Raw genomic sequence first — 17,365 nt, forward strand, 5'->3', positions numbered from 1 at the left:
GGAAAGCTGTAGGAGCCAGCTCGCTGGCGATCTGCCCGGACAGTGCGTTTGTCCGGCCAGATCGCGACATCGTTTTATCGTCGGATTGCCGCCCACAGCAAGCTGGCTCCTACCGGTCGAGGTGGGCCGCGCATCTTTTGCCGATCTCTCTGCGATCAGTCAAACTGACGCTCTCTCGGGCGCTCGCCCTTTTCATCCAGCAGAATCCGTATGACTCGTTCTCCGTTCCGTCGTCTTGTGTTCGGCACCCTGCGTCGCTTGCTTTACCTGTGGGTTCGCTCGGAAACCATCAATCAATCGTCCTTTACGCTCAGCCTGGACCGTAGCCGTCCGGTGTTCTACGCCCTGCAATCGCCATCGGTCAGCGATCTGGCGGTGCTCGATACCGAGTGTCGCAAGGCAGGCCTGCCGCGGCCGGTGCTGTCGGTTGCGGTCGGCAACCTGATGGAGCCCGCCGCTTTCTTCTATCTCACTCCTGAGCCTGACTGGCTGGGTCGCCACGACAAGCGTGGCGCGCCACCGACGCTGGAACGTCTGGTCGCGGCCGTCAGCCAGAACCCGCAGGAAGACGCGCAGATCATCCCGGTCAGCGTGTTCTGGGGGCAGTCCCCGGACCGTGAGTCCAGTGCCTGGAAGCTGCTGTTCGCCGACAGCTGGGCAGTCACCGGCAGGCTACGGCGGCTGGTCACTATCCTGATCCTGGGCCGCAAGACACGGGTGCAGTTTTCCGCGCCTATCCACCTGCGCGAGCTGGTGAACGAGAACAAAGGCTTCGAATTGACCCTGCGCATGACCCAGCGCCTGCTGCGGGTCCATTTCCGCAACCTCAAGAGCGCGGTGATCGGCCCGGACCTGTCGCACCGGCGCAATCTGGTCGCCGGGCTGCTGGACGAACCGCTGGTCAAACAGGCGATTCACGAAGAGGCCGAGCGCGAGAACATTTCCGAAGACAAGGCGCGGGAACTGGCGCTGCGGTACGGCAACGAAATCGCCTCGGACTACACCTACACGGCGATTCGGTTCCTGGAAGTGATACTCAGCTGGTTCTGGAACAAGATCTATGACGGCATCAAGGTCAGCCATATCGAGGGCGTGCAGGAAATTGCACCGGGACACGAAGTCATCTACGTCCCCTGCCATCGCAGCCACATCGACTACCTGTTGCTGTCGTACCTGCTGTTCCGCAACGGCCTGACCCCACCGCACATCGCCGCCGGCATCAACCTCAACATGCCGGTGATCGGCAGCCTGCTGCGCCGCGGCGGCGCGTTCTTCATGCGCCGTACGTTCAAGGGCAACCCGCTGTACACGGCGGTGTTCAACGAATATCTGCACACGCTGTTCACCAAAGGCTTCCCGGTCGAGTACTTCGTCGAGGGCGGCCGCTCGCGGACCGGGCGCATGTTGCAGCCCAAGACCGGGATGCTGGCGATCACCCTGCGCAGCTTTCTGCGCAATTCGCGGATGCCGATCGTGTTCATCCCCGTCTACATCGGTTACGAGCGCGTGCTGGAAGGTCGGACCTATCTGGGCGAGCTGCGCGGCGCGACCAAGAAGAAAGAGTCCATCTTCGACATCTTCAAGGTCATCGGCGCCCTGCGCCAGCGCTTCGGCCAGGTGTCCGTGAACTTCGGCGAGCCGATCAGACTGGCCGAGTTTCTCGACGCCGAGCAGCCGGACTGGCGCGCCCAGGACCTTGGTCCGCAATACCGCCCGCAATGGTTGAGCGAAACCACCAATCGTCTCGGCGATCGGGTCGCTCAGCGGCTCAACGAAGCGGCGGCGGTCAACCCGATGAACCTGGTGGCGATCGTATTGCTGTCTACCCAGCGATTGGCACTGGACGATCAGGCCATGGAGCGGGTGCTGGACCTGTACCTGACGCTGCTGCGTCGCGTGCCCTATTCGCCGCACACTACGTTGCCCGAGGGCAACGGTCGGGAACTGATCGAGCATGTCAAAGGCATGGATCTGCTGGCCGAGCAGAAGGATGCGCTGGGCAGAATTCTGTATCTGAACGAGCAGAATGCGGTACTGATGACCTACTACCGCAACAACGTGCTGCACATCTTTGCGTTGCCGTCGCTGCTGGCCAGTTTCTTCCAGAGCTCGTCGCGCATGAGCCGCGAACAGATTCTGCGTTATACCCGCGCGCTCTACCCGTACCTGCAATCGGAACTGTTCATTCGCTGGCCGCTCAACGAACTCGATGAGGTGGTCGACCAATGGCTGGAAGCCTTCGTCGAGCAAGGCCTTTTGCGCAAGAAGGAAGACGGCGTGTTCGTACGCCCTGAGCCCAGCTCTCGGGAGTTCGTGCTGCTGACCCTGTTGTCTCGCGCTATTGCACAGACCTTGCAGCGCTTCTACATGGCGATCGCCCTGCTGCTCAACAGCGGACAGCACAGCCTGAGCGCCGAAGAGCTGGAAGACCTGTGCACGGTCATGGCCCAGCGCCTGTCGATTCTGCATGGGCTCAACGCGCCCGAGTTCTTTGACAAGAGCCTGTTCCGCCATTTCATTCAGACCCTGCTGGATCTGGGCGTGCTGCGCAAGGACGCCGAAGGCAAGCTGAGCTATCACCCTCTGCTGGGCGATCTGGCCGAAGGCGCCGCCAAGCGTGTGCTGCCAGCGGAAATCAGGCTGTCCATCCGGCAGGTCGCGCTGCATCAGAGTGAAGTGGTCACCGAAGCGGATCCGACGAGTTGAATGCGCTGAATCCCCAGTCACCTCAGGGGCGGCTGCGTCCCTGATACCCTGTTCATCCGCGTCGGGCATGGCCGGACGCGCTGCCATCAAGATTGTCATGAGGATGCTGTCATGTTCCGCTCATCGTTCACTCTCGCCGGCCTGTGCACAGGCCTTCTGTTGTCGGCCAATGCGCTTGCCCTGTCACTTGCTGACCTGTCGCAATCCGACGCCACTGGCGGTCTGAAGGACGCCCTTACCCAGGGCGCCCAGGTTGCCGTCAAACAATTGGGCAAGCCGGGCGGTTTTACTAATAATCAGGACGTGCGCATCGAGTTGCCGGGCAATCTGGGCAAGGTCGCCAAGAAGATGAAGCAGTTCGGCATGGGCGCTCAGGTCGAGCAACTAGAAACCAGCATGAACCAGGCTGCGGAAGCTGCCGTGCCGCAAGCGCAGGCGCTGTTGGTCGATGCCGTGAAGAAGATGAGCGTGGCCGACGCCAAGTCGATCCTCAACGGCGGGAAGGACTCGGCAACGCATTACCTGGACACCAGCAGCCGCGAGCAGATCCGGGCCAAGTTCCTGCCCATCGTCAAACAGGCGACCGACAAGGTCGGCCTGGCGCAGAAATACAACGCTTTCGCCGGCCAGGCCGCAACCTTGGGCGTGCTGGACGCCAAGAACGCCAACGTCGAGAACTACGTGACCGAACAGGCGCTGAACGGGCTGTTCGAGATGATCGCCAAACAGGAAGAAAGCATCCGCGCCAACCCGGCAGCGGCCGCGACCAGCCTGGCGAAGAAGGTGTTTGGCGCGCTGTAATGCCGATGACGTCGTAGGAGCCACCGGGGCGGCGTTCCGCCTTGCTGGCGATGTGCTGCACTGCGGTTGCGAGACCGGTCCCTCACCGCAGCAGCCTATCGCCAGCAAGCTGGCTCCTACAAAATCCCATTACACCGCTTTTGGTTTTAGTGCTTTCTTGGGGTAGATGTCATACCGGCTGGATTTGCCATCCAGCACGTGACTTGGCTTGGGCCCTTCGATGCAGGGCGCCTTGCGCGGGCGTTTGACCACCACCCGGTGGGTTGCAAGCGCCAGGGCCGCTTCCAGCAGAGCTGGCGCATCCATATCGTCGCCCACCAACGGGCGGAACAGGCGCATTTCCTTTTTGACCAGTGCGGTCTTCTCGCGATGCGGGAACATCGGGTCCAGGTAGATCACCTGCGGCGGCTCGCCTTGCCAGTTTCGAATCAGTTCGATGGAGTTGCCGGTCAGCAGATGCATCTGACTGACGATTGCCCCCACCTCGCTGTCCTGCTGCCCACGCGCCAGCCCATCCTCCAGCAACGCGGCGATGATTGGCTGGCGCTCGATCAGGCTCACTTTGCAGCCCAGACTTGCAAGAACGAACGCATCCTTGCCCAGTCCAGCGGTGGCATCCAGAACCCGGGGCCGCACACCCGGCTGGATGCCGACCGCCTTGGCGATCATCTGCCCGCTGCCGCCGCCGAACAGGCGTCTGTGCGCAACCGCGCCTTCGACAAAATCCACTCGCACCGGCCCCGGCGCCTCATCACCCAACTGCTGCAACTGTAATCCAGCCTCGGTCACCTGCAAGGCGAAATCAGCTTGCGCGTCCTCAAGCGGCAGCCCCAGGCGCGAGGCCCATTGCGCCGCCTGCTCTTGTGCACCACTGGCCTGGGCTTCGACACGAATACGACTGCCGGCTTGCTGCTCACTCATGGAATCCACACACTCGAAAAAAGTATTAATGATCGGCTAAATCGGCCGATAAAGAAGTATCCGGTATTCTGCCAGACCCAAGGTCCGTACTGATCGCCATGTCAGACATTGTTCAATCCATCGGCTATTTGTCGCACTCAGGCGACTTCAGCATCCCCAACAGCCGCACCCTCGGGGGTGTCACGCAGCTGTGGTCGGACGCTTTTGCCCGGGCGATGGCTGAACAGGTCGGCGAGGGCAAGCAGCCGCTGGTGCTTCCGGCGATTGCCGACGAGATCGATACCGAAACTGGCGAACCCGTCGCCGGCGCCAAGGCTCACAGCCAGATCGTCGAGCAGCGCAATTGCGCCGTTACCGAGACTCAAGTCAAACCGCCAGAGCCGCTGTTCCTGCCGATTGCCGAATTCGAGCTGGACCTGCTGCCGCCACCGGCCGAGCCGTTCAGCATGAGCGAGTTGATCGAGCAGCAACGTTCCCTGGATTTCGAAAGCCATTGGGTACGCCCGACTGTGCTGGACCCGTATCATTACAACGGCAATCCTGGCCCGGCGCCACAGCCATACCCGCTGCATCTGCCGATCGCCGAGTTCGAATGGGAGCTGGCCGATAAACCTGCCCTGCCGCTGGACGAAGCGACCCTTGCCGAACAGCAGCGCCAGTTCGATTTCGACACTGGCTGGGCGCGGCCACTGATCCTGCAGAATCTGCGGATGGCCGCGTAAACGCTATCCGGGCGCCGTTAGCCTAGGCCGATACCCCGTCACCGGCAGACCTGCCAGCGTCCCATATCCAGATGAAAATGGTTGCGATGGGCCGCGTTGTATTCAGGCCCCAGCACCGTATCGAATTGCTTGCAGGCGCCATCGCGCACTTCCCTGAGAAAGCGTCCCTTGTCGCCTTCGTCGTTCCAGTCGCCCAGCACGGTGACTCTACGCCCGTCCGCCAGACGAAATCCTGCGATATCCAGCGCGTTGGCGCTGGCGTGCTGGCTCAATCGGCCTTGAGCGCGCCCATAGACATTACGACAGGCGAAACTGCCCAGATGGTCGACCCGCGCCACGCGCTGCCCAAATACCGTTTGCGCCGCTGGCTGCAGCGTATGGATATCGAACAGCACATAGGCCACCGCCAGCGGGCAGCTCGCCAGAAAGCTGCTGCTCAAGGCAACGTTTCCGCCTTGGACTCTCAACGTATTCTGCAAAGGGCATTTGGCGGACGCCGGGCTGTCGGCCTGCCGACTGTAGCGCAGCCCTGAATCCGCCAGCACCTGATCACACAATGCCGGATCGCTGCGCAGTCGCGCCAGTTTGAATGGCGTCAGCAGATTGGGCTGCGCGTGCACATCCAGCGGCGCCCAAGGGTTCCAACGCGGCGGGACCTCGATCCAGCCACGCCAGATAGAAACCCAGACGATAGCGCACAGCAACAGGAACAGAAGAAAGCCGCGCATCCTCAGCCTTTGAAGAGTGCATTGAGTTGGTCGAAGGGCAGCGCGTGCCCGGCGTAGTTGAAGGTGCCGTAATTGCGAATCTCCTCGGCTGCCAGATACAACCCGCCCAATGCGGCGCGCGCCAGGGACGAGCCGACGCTGATTCGCTTGACGCCGCAGTTGGCCAGTTCGGCAACGGTCAGGGTGACCCCGCCCAGGCCCATCAGGACATTCACCGGCTTCGGCGCGACGGCTCGCACCACCGCAATCACCTCTTCCCGGGTGCGCAAGCCCGGTGCGTAGAGCACGTCGGCGCCCGCGTCGGCATAAGCTTCGAGGCGCCGCAGAGTGTCTGTAAAGTCCATACGGTCGTTCAGCAGGTTTTCGGCACGCGCAGTGAGCGTGAACGGAAATGGCAGCGACCGCACCGCCTGGGCCGCCGCCCTCACCCGCTCGACCGACAGCTCGAAATCATAGATCGGTTGATCCGCGCGACCGCTGGCGTCTTCGATCGAGGCACCGACTATTCCGGTCGCCGCGGCCCGCAGCAATGTCTCGGCGCAACCGTCAGGGCTGTCGGCAAAGCAATTTTCCAGATCGGCCGCCACGGGCAATGGGGTCGCGGCAACGATGGCGGCGACATTGTCCAGCGTATCTTCCCGAGTGACCGCGCCTTGCGCGTCCGGACGACCGAGGCTGAAAGCAAGGCCGGCGCTGGTCGTCGCCAGCGCGACGAAACCCAGCGAGGCCAGCAGTTTGGCCGAGCCTGCGTCCCACGGGTTGGGTATGACGAATGCGCCTTCACGTTCGTGCAAATCCTTGAACGCTTGAGCGCGGAGAAGCTGTTGCGAATCCATGTGTCGTTCTCCGAGAGCCGAGTGAACCCCTATCAGTCCACAGGTATCGACCTCAGAGCAAGCCCAACTGCTCCGCTTGCGGCCCGCGATCCAGTTCGGCCAGCGGCGCAAGCCCCGGCAGACGTGCCATCAGCTGCGTATGGAAACGTTGCGCCAGATGCGGGGCCAGGTGATTGTCCGGCGTGTGCAGGAACACGTAGGGTGTACGGCCTTCTTCGATCCACGCCGCGACTTTCTCGACCCACTGTTCAAGGAAAGGGTCATTGGCCGCCAGCTCCGGGCGGCCGATGAAGCGGATCTGGGGAAACTGCGTCAATGCGGCAGGCCGCACCGGCACCTTGGGCTTGCGGGATTGCGCGTGCAACACCCAGGTATCGTTGGAGAGACAGCTGAACAAGGGCCGCGAATCAAGGCAGATACGCTCGACACCCCGATCCAGCAGCAGGCGATTGAGCGTTCGTTCATGCTCGCCTTTCTGAAAGAACGCCATATGGCGCACTTCGACGGCCATCGGTCGCTGCACCGCATCGATGAAACCGGCAAGCTCAGGAAGTCGATCAGGCGAGAAGCTTGCAGGCAGTTGCAGCCAGAACGGCATGACCCGCTCGCCCAATGGCGCCATCAGGCGAAGGAAGTCTTCGGCCGCCGGCACATGCAAGCGCAAGTCACCGTCATGGGTGATGTCATTGGGAAACTTGGCGGTGAAGCGAAAGCTCTCGGGCATCGCATCCGCCCACTTCTGCACAGTCGAAGGCTTGGGCCGTGCATAGTGCGTGGTATTGCCTTCGACAGCATTGAAGACCTGTGTATACAGGCTCAGCATCTCGGATGAGCGGGCATCGAAGGGGTAGAAGGAGTTACGCCAGGCTTCGTCCTTCCATGACGGGCAACCCAGGTAATACGGGAGAGCGTTCACAATCAGACGTGCAGATCGAGCCCCGATACTTCCAGGTCCCAATCGACGAAACTGGCGGTGGTCAGATAGCTGGACAGCGCTGTGGCGACACGCTTGCTCATGGCACGCGGAAAGATGATGTCCTGCGGACGCGCGGGCACGCCGGCTGTCCCGCCAGACTGATTGCCGCCCGCTTCCCGGCGCGAGACCGGAGCCGGCTCGGCGTCGTTGTCGATTTCCTCGAAAGAGCCTTCGACGATGGTCGGAGCTTTTCGCGGCTTTCGATTGATGGGGTACGAGCGTGTAGTAGGTCCGTCTATGCGCATCGATCTGTACTCGGCGTCTTGTAGTGGCAATTTAACGTCACTGCACGGGCTTCCGCAAACACCCGAACGTTAACTAGACCACACATATTGCAAATTGTTTTAGCTGCCGAGCGTATTAGTCACATTTTGTCGATGAAAGGTAGATGGCATGTTGACACACCCCGTGCCTTTTCACTGTCATCGCTGGCTTCAACGCGCTTTTGGCGTAGCTACCTTGTCGCGCAGATACACCGGCTGAGCGTCGTCAGCTGCCACGGCTTCGCCTCGTTGCCATGCAAAACCGGCAAGGGTCAGCAGGTCCTGGGCATGAGGCAACAGGCTGGCATCACTTTCCGACACCCGCGCCGGAATGCGCTCGGCATAGCCCCAACCCGTGCCGGAGCCGAACCACTCACCCTGAGCATCGACCGGCAAGCTCGCCTGCTCGGGCGGCATGACCGCTTCCTGGCCGATTAGACGCATCTCGCCCGCCACTTCCTGATAGCAACCCCAATAGACCTCGTCCATGCGCGCATCAATGGCGCTGGCGACCTGCCGCGCACCTTGTTCACGCCATGCGCGCTGCGCCAGCGCGGCGAGGTTGGACACCGGCAACACCGGACGGTCCAGCGCGAAAGCCAGGCCCTGCACCACGCCGATGGCGATACGCACGCCGGTGAATGCGCCGGGGCCGCGACCGAATGCGATGGCATCGAGCGCCGACATGCCGATGCCCGCTTCGGCCATAAGGGTCTTGATCATCGGCAGCAATCGCTGGGCATGCAGACGCGGGATCACCTCATAGTGGCTCAGCACCTTGCCATCATGCAGCAACGCAACAGAGCAGGCTTCGGTGGCAGTGTCCAGGGCCAGCAAGGTGGTCATCTAGGTATCCGTCGTGATTGAAAAAAGTGACGCAGTATAAATGACAAATGGCCCGCAAGCGGGCCATTGTCGAACAATCTCGGCAGCCTCAGCTCAGTGCGGCCAGGACCTTGGCGGTAATCGCCTCGACCGAGCCCACGCCTTCGATGTGATGGCACTTAGGCTTGCCGTTCTGGCGGCTCAATTCGCTGTAGAACGCCACCAGCGGCTTGGTCTGCGAATGGTAGACCGACAGACGATGACGCACGGTGTCTTCGACGTCGTCCTTGCGCTGCACCAGCGGCTCGCCGGTCACGTCATCGACGCCTTCGAGCTTTGGCGGGTTGTGCTGCACGTGATAAATACGGCCCGAACCTTCGTGGACGCGACGGCCCGACATACGCTGGACGATCTCTTCGTCATCGACGGCGATTTCCAGGACGTGATCGATTTCCAGACCGGCCTTGAGCAGCGCCTCGGCCTGGGGGATGGTGCGCGGGAAGCCGTCGAACAGCACGCCGTTGACGCAATCAGGCTGCGACAGGCGATCCTTGATCAGGCCAATGATCAGGTCGTCGGAGACCAGACCGCCGGCGTCCATGACGCTCTTGGCCTGCAGACCCAGTTCAGTGCCAGCCTTGACGGCCGCGCGCAGCATGTCGCCTGTCGATACTTGCGGGATGCCAAATTTTTCAGTGATGAACTTTGCCTGAGTACCTTTACCGGCCCCGGGAGCTCCCAGCAGAATCACGCGCATCGTCATGCTCCTCAAACTTTTTTTATGGACATCATCGGATTCGCCGCATGGCCAATCTAAAAAATGAATACGGCCGATAGGCCAAAAGGCCGACCAAGATACACAGCCGACAGGAGCCGCACAAGACGCGGAAAGTCGCACTTGAGGCGGCTGCGCGGCGGGTCGGCGACCATCGACTGCCCGGTCGGTTTCAGCAGGCTAGCCTGCAACGGCCAGGCTCGCCGCCGCCGCGACGCAAATATTTGTCGCGGCGCGCGACAGGGGGTATTCAACCCGTGTTGCGCAGCCCCGCCGCGATGCCCGCCACGGACACCAGCAACGCCCGCTCCAGAGGGCTGTCCAGATCTGCCTCCCTGTCTCGCGAGCGGGCGAGCAGCTCGGCTTGCAGCAAATGCAACGGGTCCAGATAGGTGTTGCGCAGGCTGATGAATTTCAGGGTCGCCGGGCTGTGGGCCAGCAATCGATCCTGTCCGGTCAGCCCCAGCACGACACTGCACGCCTGCGACAATAGGTCGCGCAGCTGATCACCTAAAGGTTGCAACGGCGGCGCCACCAGACGCTGGTCGTACAAGCGGGCAATATCGGCGTCAGCCTTGGCCAGCACCATTTCCAGCATGTCGATGCGGGTGCGGAAAAACGGCCAGCGCTCGCGCATCTGCCCAAGCAGCTGTGCGTCGCCGCGCTCCAGTGCCTTGCTCAGCGCGGTTTCCCAGCCCAGCCAGGCGGGCAGCATCAGGCGGGTCTGGGTCCAGGCGAAGATCCAGGGTATGGCACGCAGACTTTCCACGCCGCCTTCGCGGCGCTTGGCGGGTCGACTGCCCAGTGGCAAGCGGCCCAGCTCCTGTTCTGGAGTAGCCTGGCGAAAATACTCGACGAACTCCGGATGTTCGCGCACGACGGCTCGGTAGGCCACCACGCCATCGGCGGCCAACTGATCCATCATCCGGCGCCATTCCGGCTCGGGCGGCGGAGGCGGCAGCAGGGTCGCTTCCAGCACGGCGGCCAGATACAGGTTGAGGTTCTGCTCGGCAATCTCCGGCAGCCCGAATTTGAAACGAATCATCTCGCCCTGCTCGGTCGTCCGGAAGCGTCCCGCCACCGAGCCCGGCGGCTGAGACAGGATGGCCGCGTGGGCCGGACCGCCGCCGCGCCCCACCGTGCCGCCACGACCATGGAACAGCAAGAGTTCGACTTGCTGTTCGCGGCAGATCTCGACCAGTCGCTCCTGCGCGCGATATTGCGCCCAGGCCGCCGCAGTAGTTCCGGCGTCCTTGGCGGAGTCGGAATAGCCGATCATCACTTCCTGCGGCCCTTGCAGGCCGCCGCGATATCCCGGCAGCGCCAGCAGCCGTTCGATGACCGGACCTGCATTGTCCAGATCCGCCAGGGTTTCGAACAGCGGCACTACACGCATCGGCCGCATCAGTCCGGCTTCCTTGAGCAGCAGCTGCACGGCGAGAACGTCCGAAGCGGCGCCAGCCATGGAAATCACGTAGGAACCCAGGGAAGCTGCCGGAGCGGCGGCGACTTCGCGGCAGGTCGCCAGGACTTCGGCGGTCTCGGGGTCAGGCTGGAAATGAGCCGGCAGGAGCGGCCGGCGGTTGTCCAGTTCGCGCAACAGGAACTCGACACGGGCTGCTTCATCCCAGTCTTCATAACGGCCAAGCCCAAGGTAATCGGTGATTTCGCTCATGGCCGACGCGTGGCGGGTGGAGTCCTGACGCACGTCAAGGCGGGCCAGAAACAGCCCGAAGGTCACGGCGCGACGTATGCAGTCCAGCAACGGCCCGTCGGCAATCACGCCCATGCCGCATTCGTGCAGCGAGTGATAACAAAGCAGCAGCGGATCGAGCAGTTCTCGGTTGTCCTGCAGCACTGCGGGCGGCGCCGGCTGCGCGTCGCTCAGAGAAGCATTGGCCCAGTTGCGAGTGGCGCGCAGACGCTCGCGCAGGCGTTTGAGTTCGGCGCGGTAGGGTTCGGCGCTGTAGCCCACGCTGGCCCGCAGCGCTGCGCTGGCCTGTTGCATGGAAAGCTCGGCCGCCAGATTGTCCACGTCGCGAAGATAAAGGTCGGCCGCCATCCAGCGCGCCAGCAGCAGCACTTCGCGAGTGACCTTCGCCGTGACATTGGGATTGCCGTCGCGGTCGCCGCCCATCCATGAAGCGAAGCGGATCGGCGCGGCTTCCAGCGGCAGCCGCAACCCGGTGGCCGCGTGGAGTGTTTCGTCCGCCTGGCGTAGGTAACCGGGAATGGCGTGCCACAGCGAATGTTCGATGACCGCGAAGCCCCATTTGGCTTCGTCCACCGGCGTGGGCCGGGTCCGACGAATTTCCTCGGTATGCCAGGCCTCGGCGATCAGCCGCTGCAGCCGGCCGGTGATGCTCTGCCGTTCCTGGCTATTGAGGTCACGGTGGTCGAGGGCGGCCAATTGGGCGGCGATGGCGTCGTATTTCTGGATCAGCGTGCGCCGCGCGACCTCGGTGGGGTGCGCCGTCAGCACCAGTTCGATATCGAGCTGGCCCAGCTGCCGGGCCAGCGCGTCGGGCGAATGACTGGCCGCCTTGAGACGGTCGAGCAGTTCGGGCAGCACCCTGGATTCGAACGGCATGGGCCGCTGATCGTCCCCCCGGCGCATCAACTGGTACTGCTCGGCGATGTTCGCCAGGTTGAGGAACTGGTTGAACGCCCTCGCCACCGGCAGCAGTTCGTCGTCCGCCAGACTGTCCAGGCTTGAATTGAGCTGTTCAGCGCCTTCCGCGAAGCCCTGGCGTCCCGCCTTGGCGCCTTTGCGGATGCGCTCGATCTTGTCGAGAAACTCACCGCCTCGCTGATCGCGAATGGTGTTGCCCAACAGTTCACCCAGTAGATGAACGTCCTCGCGCAGTCGCGCATCGATATCGGCCATAGATCCTTCTCCCGGTTTTTTTTGGGGCTTGTACCTGCCACATCACCATGACTGAACGAGTGAATGCAAATCCGTTCTACTCAGGAGTACAACAAAAAAGCAGTGCGGCGACGAATACCCGCGCAAGACCTGAACAGATCCGCCACGAGCGAGCACATGACGAGGTCCTCATGAAAATCCGCGAACTTGCCCAGCACTGGGAACGCCATTCAAGCGGGCGCCTGACCAAGACCCGCTACGCCATTCATCTCGATCTGGAGTCGGCCGCGCGTCTGTCCGCGCTGTGCGAAATGTATCCCAAGCATCATCCGGAGGAGCTGCTGGGCGAACTGATCGGCGCTGCGCTGGAAGAGCTTGAAGCCAGCTTTCCCTACGTGAAAGGTCAGCGCGTGATCGCGACCGACGAGGAAGGCGATCCGCTTTACGAGGATGCGGGTGCGACGCCGCGCTTCCTGGCCTTGTCGAAACGCTATCTGCACGAACTGTCGGAAACGGAAAGCTTTTCCGATACGTAATTTTTGCGTCGTGTAAGCAAAATCCTACAACTGGTTTCCTCGACACAGGCGGCGCAGCCCTGCCCGTCTGCATGCCAATCCCCCGACGTCGAAATCGTGGCGCCTCGCGAAAAGCGCAAAACACCGTGTTTACATTCGAGTGAACTATTCAAAAACCGCTCTGGTCGGAGCTTTTAACCATTACAGCAAGGTCCGCACGACGACAGTGGCCACTACCCTGAGCCGGCGAACCAAGACAAGCGACTGTCATGGATAACCAAGTTTGGAGTCAGACAATGGAGTTGATCACGATGAACACCCCTACTGCCAAAACCAAGTTCCAAGGCTTGCGCGGTCTGAAACTGACTGCGCTGGCGCTGGGCGCCACTTTCGTACTGGCCGGCTGCGCAGGCAATCCACCGACCGAACAGTACGCGGTCACCGAATCGGCCGTGAACAGCGCAGTCAGCGCCGGTGGTACCGAATTCGCAGCGGTAGAGATGAAGTCGGCTCAGGACAAACTGAAGGAAGCCGAACTCGCCATGCAGGACAAGAAGTACGACCAGGCGCGCAAACTGGCCGAACAGGCTGAATGGGACGCTCGCGTAGCAGAGCGCAAGGCGCAGGCCGCCAAAGCCCAGAAAGCCGTGCAGGACGCTCGCCAGGGCGTCAACGAACTACGTGAAGAAGGCCTGCGTCAGGTGCAGTAAGCCCCCCGGCCCACGTTATTCATGCATTCGTATTCGATTGAAAGGACGACCCTATTATGCGCAAACAAGTGATGATCCCTGCCCTGCTGGCCATGAGCGTTGCCCTGGCTGCCTGTGCCACCAAGCCTAACCCGAACCTGGAACAGGCACGTACCAACTACACCGCGCTGCAGACCAACCCGGATTCCGTCAAACTCGCGGCCCTTGAAACCAAGGACGCCGGCGAATGGCTGGACAAGGCCGACAAGGCCTTCCGTGACAAGGAAGACGAAGCTCGCGTCGACCAGCTCGCCTACCTGACCACCCAGCGCGTTGAACTGGCGAAACAGACCATCAACCTGCGCAACTCCGAAGCCGAGCTGCAGAATGCGTCCGCTGAACGTGCCAAGGCCCGTCTGGATGCCCGCGATGCTCAGATCGCGCAGCTCAAGAACAGCCTGAACGCCAAGCAGACCGAACGCGGCACGCTGGTGACCTTCGGTGACGTACTGTTCGACTACAACAAATCCGAGCTCAAGCCAGCCGCCCAGGGCGATATCGGCAAGCTGGCTGCCTTCCTGCAGCAGAACCCTGACCGCAAAGCCATCGTCGAAGGCTATACCGACAGCACAGGTTCCGCTGCCTATAACCAGACCCTGTCCGAGCGCCGCGCCAACTCCGTTCGCGCCGCTCTGGTGCGCATGGGCGTAGATCCGACCCGCATCGTCGCTCAGGGTTATGGCAAGGAATATCCGGTTGCCGACAACAGCAGCAACTCCGGCCGCGCCATGAACCGTCGCGTGGAAGTCACCATCTCCAACGACAACCAGCCTGTAGCACCGCGTTCTTCGATGCGTTGATCGGCTGACCGCAACACCTGAAAGCCCCGCCTGTTTTGCAGGCGGGGCTTTTTAATGGGCCGCGTTCAGCGCCGCAATTCTGACCGCGCACGCTCCCGTAGGAGCCAGCTTGCTGGCGAAGCGCCATTTACAGACGGCCTGCGATATATCAGACGTACCCACGGTACCCGCATCGCCAGCAAGCTGGCTCCTACATACGCGACCTTAGCGCAGGCCTAGTGGCGGTAGATGGTTTTCCGAAGGACTATTCGGCGCACCTGACCACTTGCCTGCGCTCGTTCACGAGCACGCCTGAAAGTCCCTTCTGCCGGGTATCAAACAGCACCAGTACGCCGTCGATGCAATGGGCCGTTTCGCTGGCGGGCGTCAGGCTTGCCCGATAGTCTTCGCCTGGAATGGTCTTGAGCATGGTGAATTGCTTGAGCAGCAGCGCATCTTCCGGTCTGGCGAAATGCAGGTAGCCGTAGTACCAGAGGCAGCCCACCGTGGCGATGATGGTGCCGATGCCGGTGAGGATCATTGGAATGAGGTTGCGTTGCCCGTTCATGGCGTGCTCGGGGCCTGAGGAGGCGGCGCCGGATAATTCGGCACTTCAGCCAGCCGGCGCAGGCCGTTGAAGTGCTGCGGGTCGTCCAGATAGCGAAGCATGACTTGCCGCCAGGTCGGGTCGGAAAAAGTCTGCACGTGACCGCCTCGGGTCAGTTGCAATACACGGGGCGGCGGCGCTGCCTGGTAGAGACGGATGCCGTTGCCCAACGGCACCAGGGTGTCGTCCATGCTCTGGAAGATCAGCATCGGTGTTCCCTGCAACTGCGACAGTCCTTGCACCGCGCTGTCGCCGTCCGGAATCAGCCATGACAGCGGCGTTTTCAACGGCCAGGTCAGCCAGGAAGTGCCCAGCGTATGGCGGGCAACATCGCGATAGCTGGCAGGCGCGCCATCGAGAATCAATGCTTCGATGCCCTTTCTACGCTCGGGATGCTCGGCCAGGTAATGCACCGCCAGTGCGCCGCCGATGCTTTGTCCCAGCACCACCAGCGGTTTACCCTGAACTTCAGGGGCATTGTCGAGCCAGTCGAACGCTGCCTGGATGTCCTGATAGATCGCCGGCAGGCTCGGTTTGCCCTCGGACCGCCCATAGCCGCGATAATCGAGCATCAGCACCTGATACCCCTGCTCAGGCAGCCACCAGCTACCGCCGAGGTGCCAGGAGAGATTGCCGCCGTTGCCGTGCAGATGCAGGACTGTGCCCTTGACCGGAACACCTGCCTTGGCCGGCAGCCACCACCCATGCAGGCGGGTGCCGTCGGCTGCGGCAAGCTGCACACCGCGGTATTGCAACTTCGCCTTGTCCGGCGTGAACGGCAGACCGGGTTCGGGATAGAACAGCATGGAGCTGCAGCCTGTGAGGCTGAGGAACAGGGTCAGGATACTGATCAGCTTCAATTCATGTTCCTAGTTGTCGCGGAGTGCAAGCCCTAGTAGGAGCGGATTTATCCGCGAATGCAGTGCCAAGGCAGACACAGCCGTAGCAGCTGTACCGACGCTTCGCGGCTGAAGCCGCTCCTACCCCTCCCACCAGAGGTGCGGTGTGCAACCGCGGCTCAAAGGATATTCGAATAATCCGCCTCGATCCGGTCCAGGCTCAGATGGTTGAGGAAGTTGGAGAAGCACATCCACGCCGACAGCGCGTTCATGTCGCGGAATTGGTCCGGCAGGTATTTGGGCGGGTCCACCAGTCCTTCGTCCACCAGCTGGCGCAGTGTGCGCATGTCTTCCAGCGTGGTCTTGCCGCAGAACAGCAGTGGCACCTGCTCCAGCTTGCCTTTGCGCACGGCGAGCTGAATGTAGTTGTAAACCATGATGAAGCCTTTGAGGTAGGACAAGTCCTTGGTAAAAGGCAGCCCATTGGGCACCGAGCCGCGGAACACGCGACTGGCGTTGCCATAGCTTTCCGGCATGCCGAAACCTTGCTCGCGGTAGAACTCGAACACCTGGAGAAAATCGGCGCCCTCCTCGGCCATGTGGATGGCCCGGGTCCGGTTGGTCAGCTTGCGCAGCCGGCTGGGATAGGACGCAAAGGCAATGACTTCCATGAGAATCGCCAGTCCTTCCTGAGTGACCGTCGACGAGGGCGGCCCTTTGGACAGAAAGGTGCAGATCGGCTGGTTCTGGCCGTTGAGCGTGGTGCCCACGTGAACCAGCCCCTCGTGGACCTCCAGGGCGCGGACGTCCCGCTCGTTGAACATCGCGTCGCTGCGGATCTTGATGTAGTCGGCACCCGCTGCCGCGTCGGCGACGATACCGTCGGACTCGAACACCCGAATGGTTTCCTCGGCCTCGCCGAACACTCGGTTCAAGCGACTCTGCAGCAGGGCCACCGCATCCTTGGCGGTCAGTTCCTTGGGCTCATCCTTGAGATCGCCGCGACCGGCAATGTTGTTCAGATAGTCCGAAAGCATGAGGCCCAGGTCAGCCAGCGTCGGATCACCGGCGTGGAAGGCGTCGGATGCGGCGCCGTACAGCTCCTGGGAAATCAGCCCGAAATCCGCCGTGCCACGCGCTTCGAGCATCCGCACCACCATGCGGTACTCCTTGCACATGCGACGCATGATCTGTCCGACCGGGTTGAACTGACCCAGCTGCCGGGTGATATCACGCTCGATGTTCTGGAATTCCTGCTTGAGGTTGCTGGAGTCGAACCCCAGCGGGCGGCTTTCGTAATAGGCGCGGTCCACGACCGGCAAGGCCTTGCCCTTGGCGGCCAGGAACTCGTTGCGGACGTTTTCGTCCCATTTGACGGCATCCAGTACCCGGATCGGCGTCTGCGCCGCGACGATCCGGTCCGATAAAGCACGAATTGTCTGCTGGTACTCGTCCAC

The 17,365-nt window shown here is 61.9% G+C and carries 17 protein-coding genes; 6 read left to right on the forward strand and 11 right to left on the reverse strand.

Annotation, left to right across the window (positions count from 1 at the left end):
• The first annotated feature begins 210 nt into the window (after nt 1-210).
• Both plsB and TRP66_RS20635 read left to right on the forward strand, forming a co-directional pair.
• On the forward strand, nt 211-2,706 hold the full coding sequence (gene plsB, locus TRP66_RS20630; RefSeq protein WP_333406604.1) for a glycerol-3-phosphate 1-O-acyltransferase PlsB: 2,496 nt from the start codon (nt 211-213) through the stop codon (nt 2,704-2,706).
• 111 nt (nt 2,707-2,817) lie between these two features.
• On the forward strand, nt 2,818-3,507 hold the full coding sequence (locus TRP66_RS20635; RefSeq protein ID WP_333406606.1) for a DUF4197 domain-containing protein: 690 nt from the start codon (nt 2,818-2,820) through the stop codon (nt 3,505-3,507).
• Between the two features lie 129 nt (nt 3,508-3,636).
• Here the strand turns inward: TRP66_RS20635 and TRP66_RS20640 are convergent, their stop codons facing one another.
• Nucleotides 3,637-4,428 (reverse strand): class I SAM-dependent methyltransferase, encoded by a 792-nt coding sequence (locus TRP66_RS20640; RefSeq protein WP_333406608.1) that lies wholly within the window; start codon nt 4,426-4,428, stop codon nt 3,637-3,639.
• A gap of 98 nt (nt 4,429-4,526) precedes the next feature.
• Between TRP66_RS20640 and TRP66_RS20645 the strand changes: the two genes are divergently transcribed.
• Nucleotides 4,527-5,150 carry an energy transducer TonB gene (locus TRP66_RS20645; RefSeq protein WP_333406610.1) on the forward strand — a complete coding sequence of 208 codons (624 nt, stop codon included), beginning with the start codon at nt 4,527-4,529 and terminating at the stop codon, nt 5,148-5,150.
• 38 nt (nt 5,151-5,188) lie between these two features.
• On the opposite strand, the gene TRP66_RS20650 is transcribed toward TRP66_RS20645, so the two are convergent.
• From TRP66_RS20650 to ppc, 7 genes are all read right to left on the reverse strand, one after another.
• The gene (locus TRP66_RS20650) at nt 5,189-5,878 is read right to left on the reverse strand and encodes an extensin-like domain-containing protein (RefSeq protein WP_333406612.1); all 690 of its coding nucleotides are present in this window, start codon (nt 5,876-5,878) and stop codon (nt 5,189-5,191) included.
• A 2-nt stretch (nt 5,879-5,880) separates the two neighbouring features.
• Entirely contained in the window at nt 5,881-6,714 is an 834-nt protein-coding gene (locus tag TRP66_RS20655) for an isocitrate lyase/PEP mutase family protein (protein ID WP_333406614.1), read from the reverse strand.
• Nucleotides 6,715-6,766: 52 nt separating this feature from the next.
• Entirely contained in the window at nt 6,767-7,630 is an 864-nt protein-coding gene (locus tag TRP66_RS20660; protein WP_333406616.1) for a DUF72 domain-containing protein, read from the reverse strand.
• Nucleotides 7,631-7,632: 2 nt separating this feature from the next.
• Nucleotides 7,633-7,935: a hypothetical protein gene (locus TRP66_RS20665; protein WP_333406618.1), complete on the reverse strand. Its 303-nt coding sequence runs from the start codon at nt 7,933-7,935 to the stop codon at nt 7,633-7,635.
• A 189-nt stretch (nt 7,936-8,124) separates the two neighbouring features.
• Nucleotides 8,125-8,799 carry a tRNA (adenosine(37)-N6)-threonylcarbamoyltransferase complex dimerization subunit type 1 TsaB gene (gene tsaB / locus TRP66_RS20670; protein ID WP_333406620.1) on the reverse strand — a complete coding sequence of 225 codons (675 nt, stop codon included), beginning with the start codon at nt 8,797-8,799 and terminating at the stop codon, nt 8,125-8,127.
• Between the two features lie 88 nt (nt 8,800-8,887).
• Nucleotides 8,888-9,535 carry an adenylate kinase gene (gene adk / locus TRP66_RS20675; RefSeq protein ID WP_333406622.1) on the reverse strand — a complete coding sequence of 216 codons (648 nt, stop codon included), beginning with the start codon at nt 9,533-9,535 and terminating at the stop codon, nt 8,888-8,890.
• Nucleotides 9,536-9,803: 268 nt separating this feature from the next.
• Entirely contained in the window at nt 9,804-12,440 is a 2,637-nt protein-coding gene (gene ppc, locus TRP66_RS20680) for a phosphoenolpyruvate carboxylase (RefSeq protein WP_333406624.1), read from the reverse strand.
• A gap of 170 nt (nt 12,441-12,610) precedes the next feature.
• Between ppc and TRP66_RS20685 the strand changes: the two genes are divergently transcribed.
• From TRP66_RS20685 to TRP66_RS20695, 3 genes are all read left to right on the forward strand, one after another.
• The gene (locus TRP66_RS20685; RefSeq protein ID WP_333406626.1) at nt 12,611-12,955 is read left to right on the forward strand and encodes a pilin assembly protein; all 345 of its coding nucleotides are present in this window, start codon (nt 12,611-12,613) and stop codon (nt 12,953-12,955) included.
• Nucleotides 12,956-13,230: 275 nt separating this feature from the next.
• Nucleotides 13,231-13,644, forward strand: coding sequence for a DUF4398 domain-containing protein (locus tag TRP66_RS20690; RefSeq protein ID WP_333406628.1), 414 nt, complete (start codon nt 13,231-13,233; stop codon nt 13,642-13,644).
• 56 nt (nt 13,645-13,700) lie between these two features.
• Nucleotides 13,701-14,483, forward strand: coding sequence for an OmpA family protein (locus tag TRP66_RS20695; RefSeq protein WP_333406630.1), 783 nt, complete (start codon nt 13,701-13,703; stop codon nt 14,481-14,483).
• A gap of 244 nt (nt 14,484-14,727) precedes the next feature.
• On the opposite strand, the gene TRP66_RS20700 is transcribed toward TRP66_RS20695, so the two are convergent.
• The 3 genes from TRP66_RS20700 to TRP66_RS20710 all read right to left on the reverse strand — a co-directional run bounded on the left by TRP66_RS20700 (nt 14,728) and on the right by TRP66_RS20710 (nt 17,365).
• A complete protein-coding gene (locus TRP66_RS20700; protein ID WP_333406632.1) occupies nt 14,728-15,030 on the reverse strand; it encodes a hypothetical protein in 303 nt (100 codons plus the stop codon).
• Nucleotides 15,027-15,929, reverse strand: a complete 903-nt coding sequence (locus TRP66_RS20705; RefSeq protein WP_333406634.1) for an alpha/beta hydrolase — start codon at nt 15,927-15,929, stop codon at nt 15,027-15,029. Before TRP66_RS20705 ends, TRP66_RS20700 begins: the two co-directional genes overlap by 4 nt.
• 158 nt (nt 15,930-16,087) lie before the next feature.
• Nucleotides 16,088-17,365 carry a flavohemoglobin expression-modulating QEGLA motif protein gene (locus TRP66_RS20710; protein ID WP_333406636.1) on the reverse strand — a complete coding sequence of 426 codons (1,278 nt, stop codon included), beginning with the start codon at nt 17,363-17,365 and terminating at the stop codon, nt 16,088-16,090.

Origin of the sequence: Pseudomonas sp. JDS28PS106 (genome assembly GCF_036706555.1) — a bacterium.
Classification (GTDB): Bacteria; Pseudomonadota; Gammaproteobacteria; order Pseudomonadales; family Pseudomonadaceae; genus Aquipseudomonas.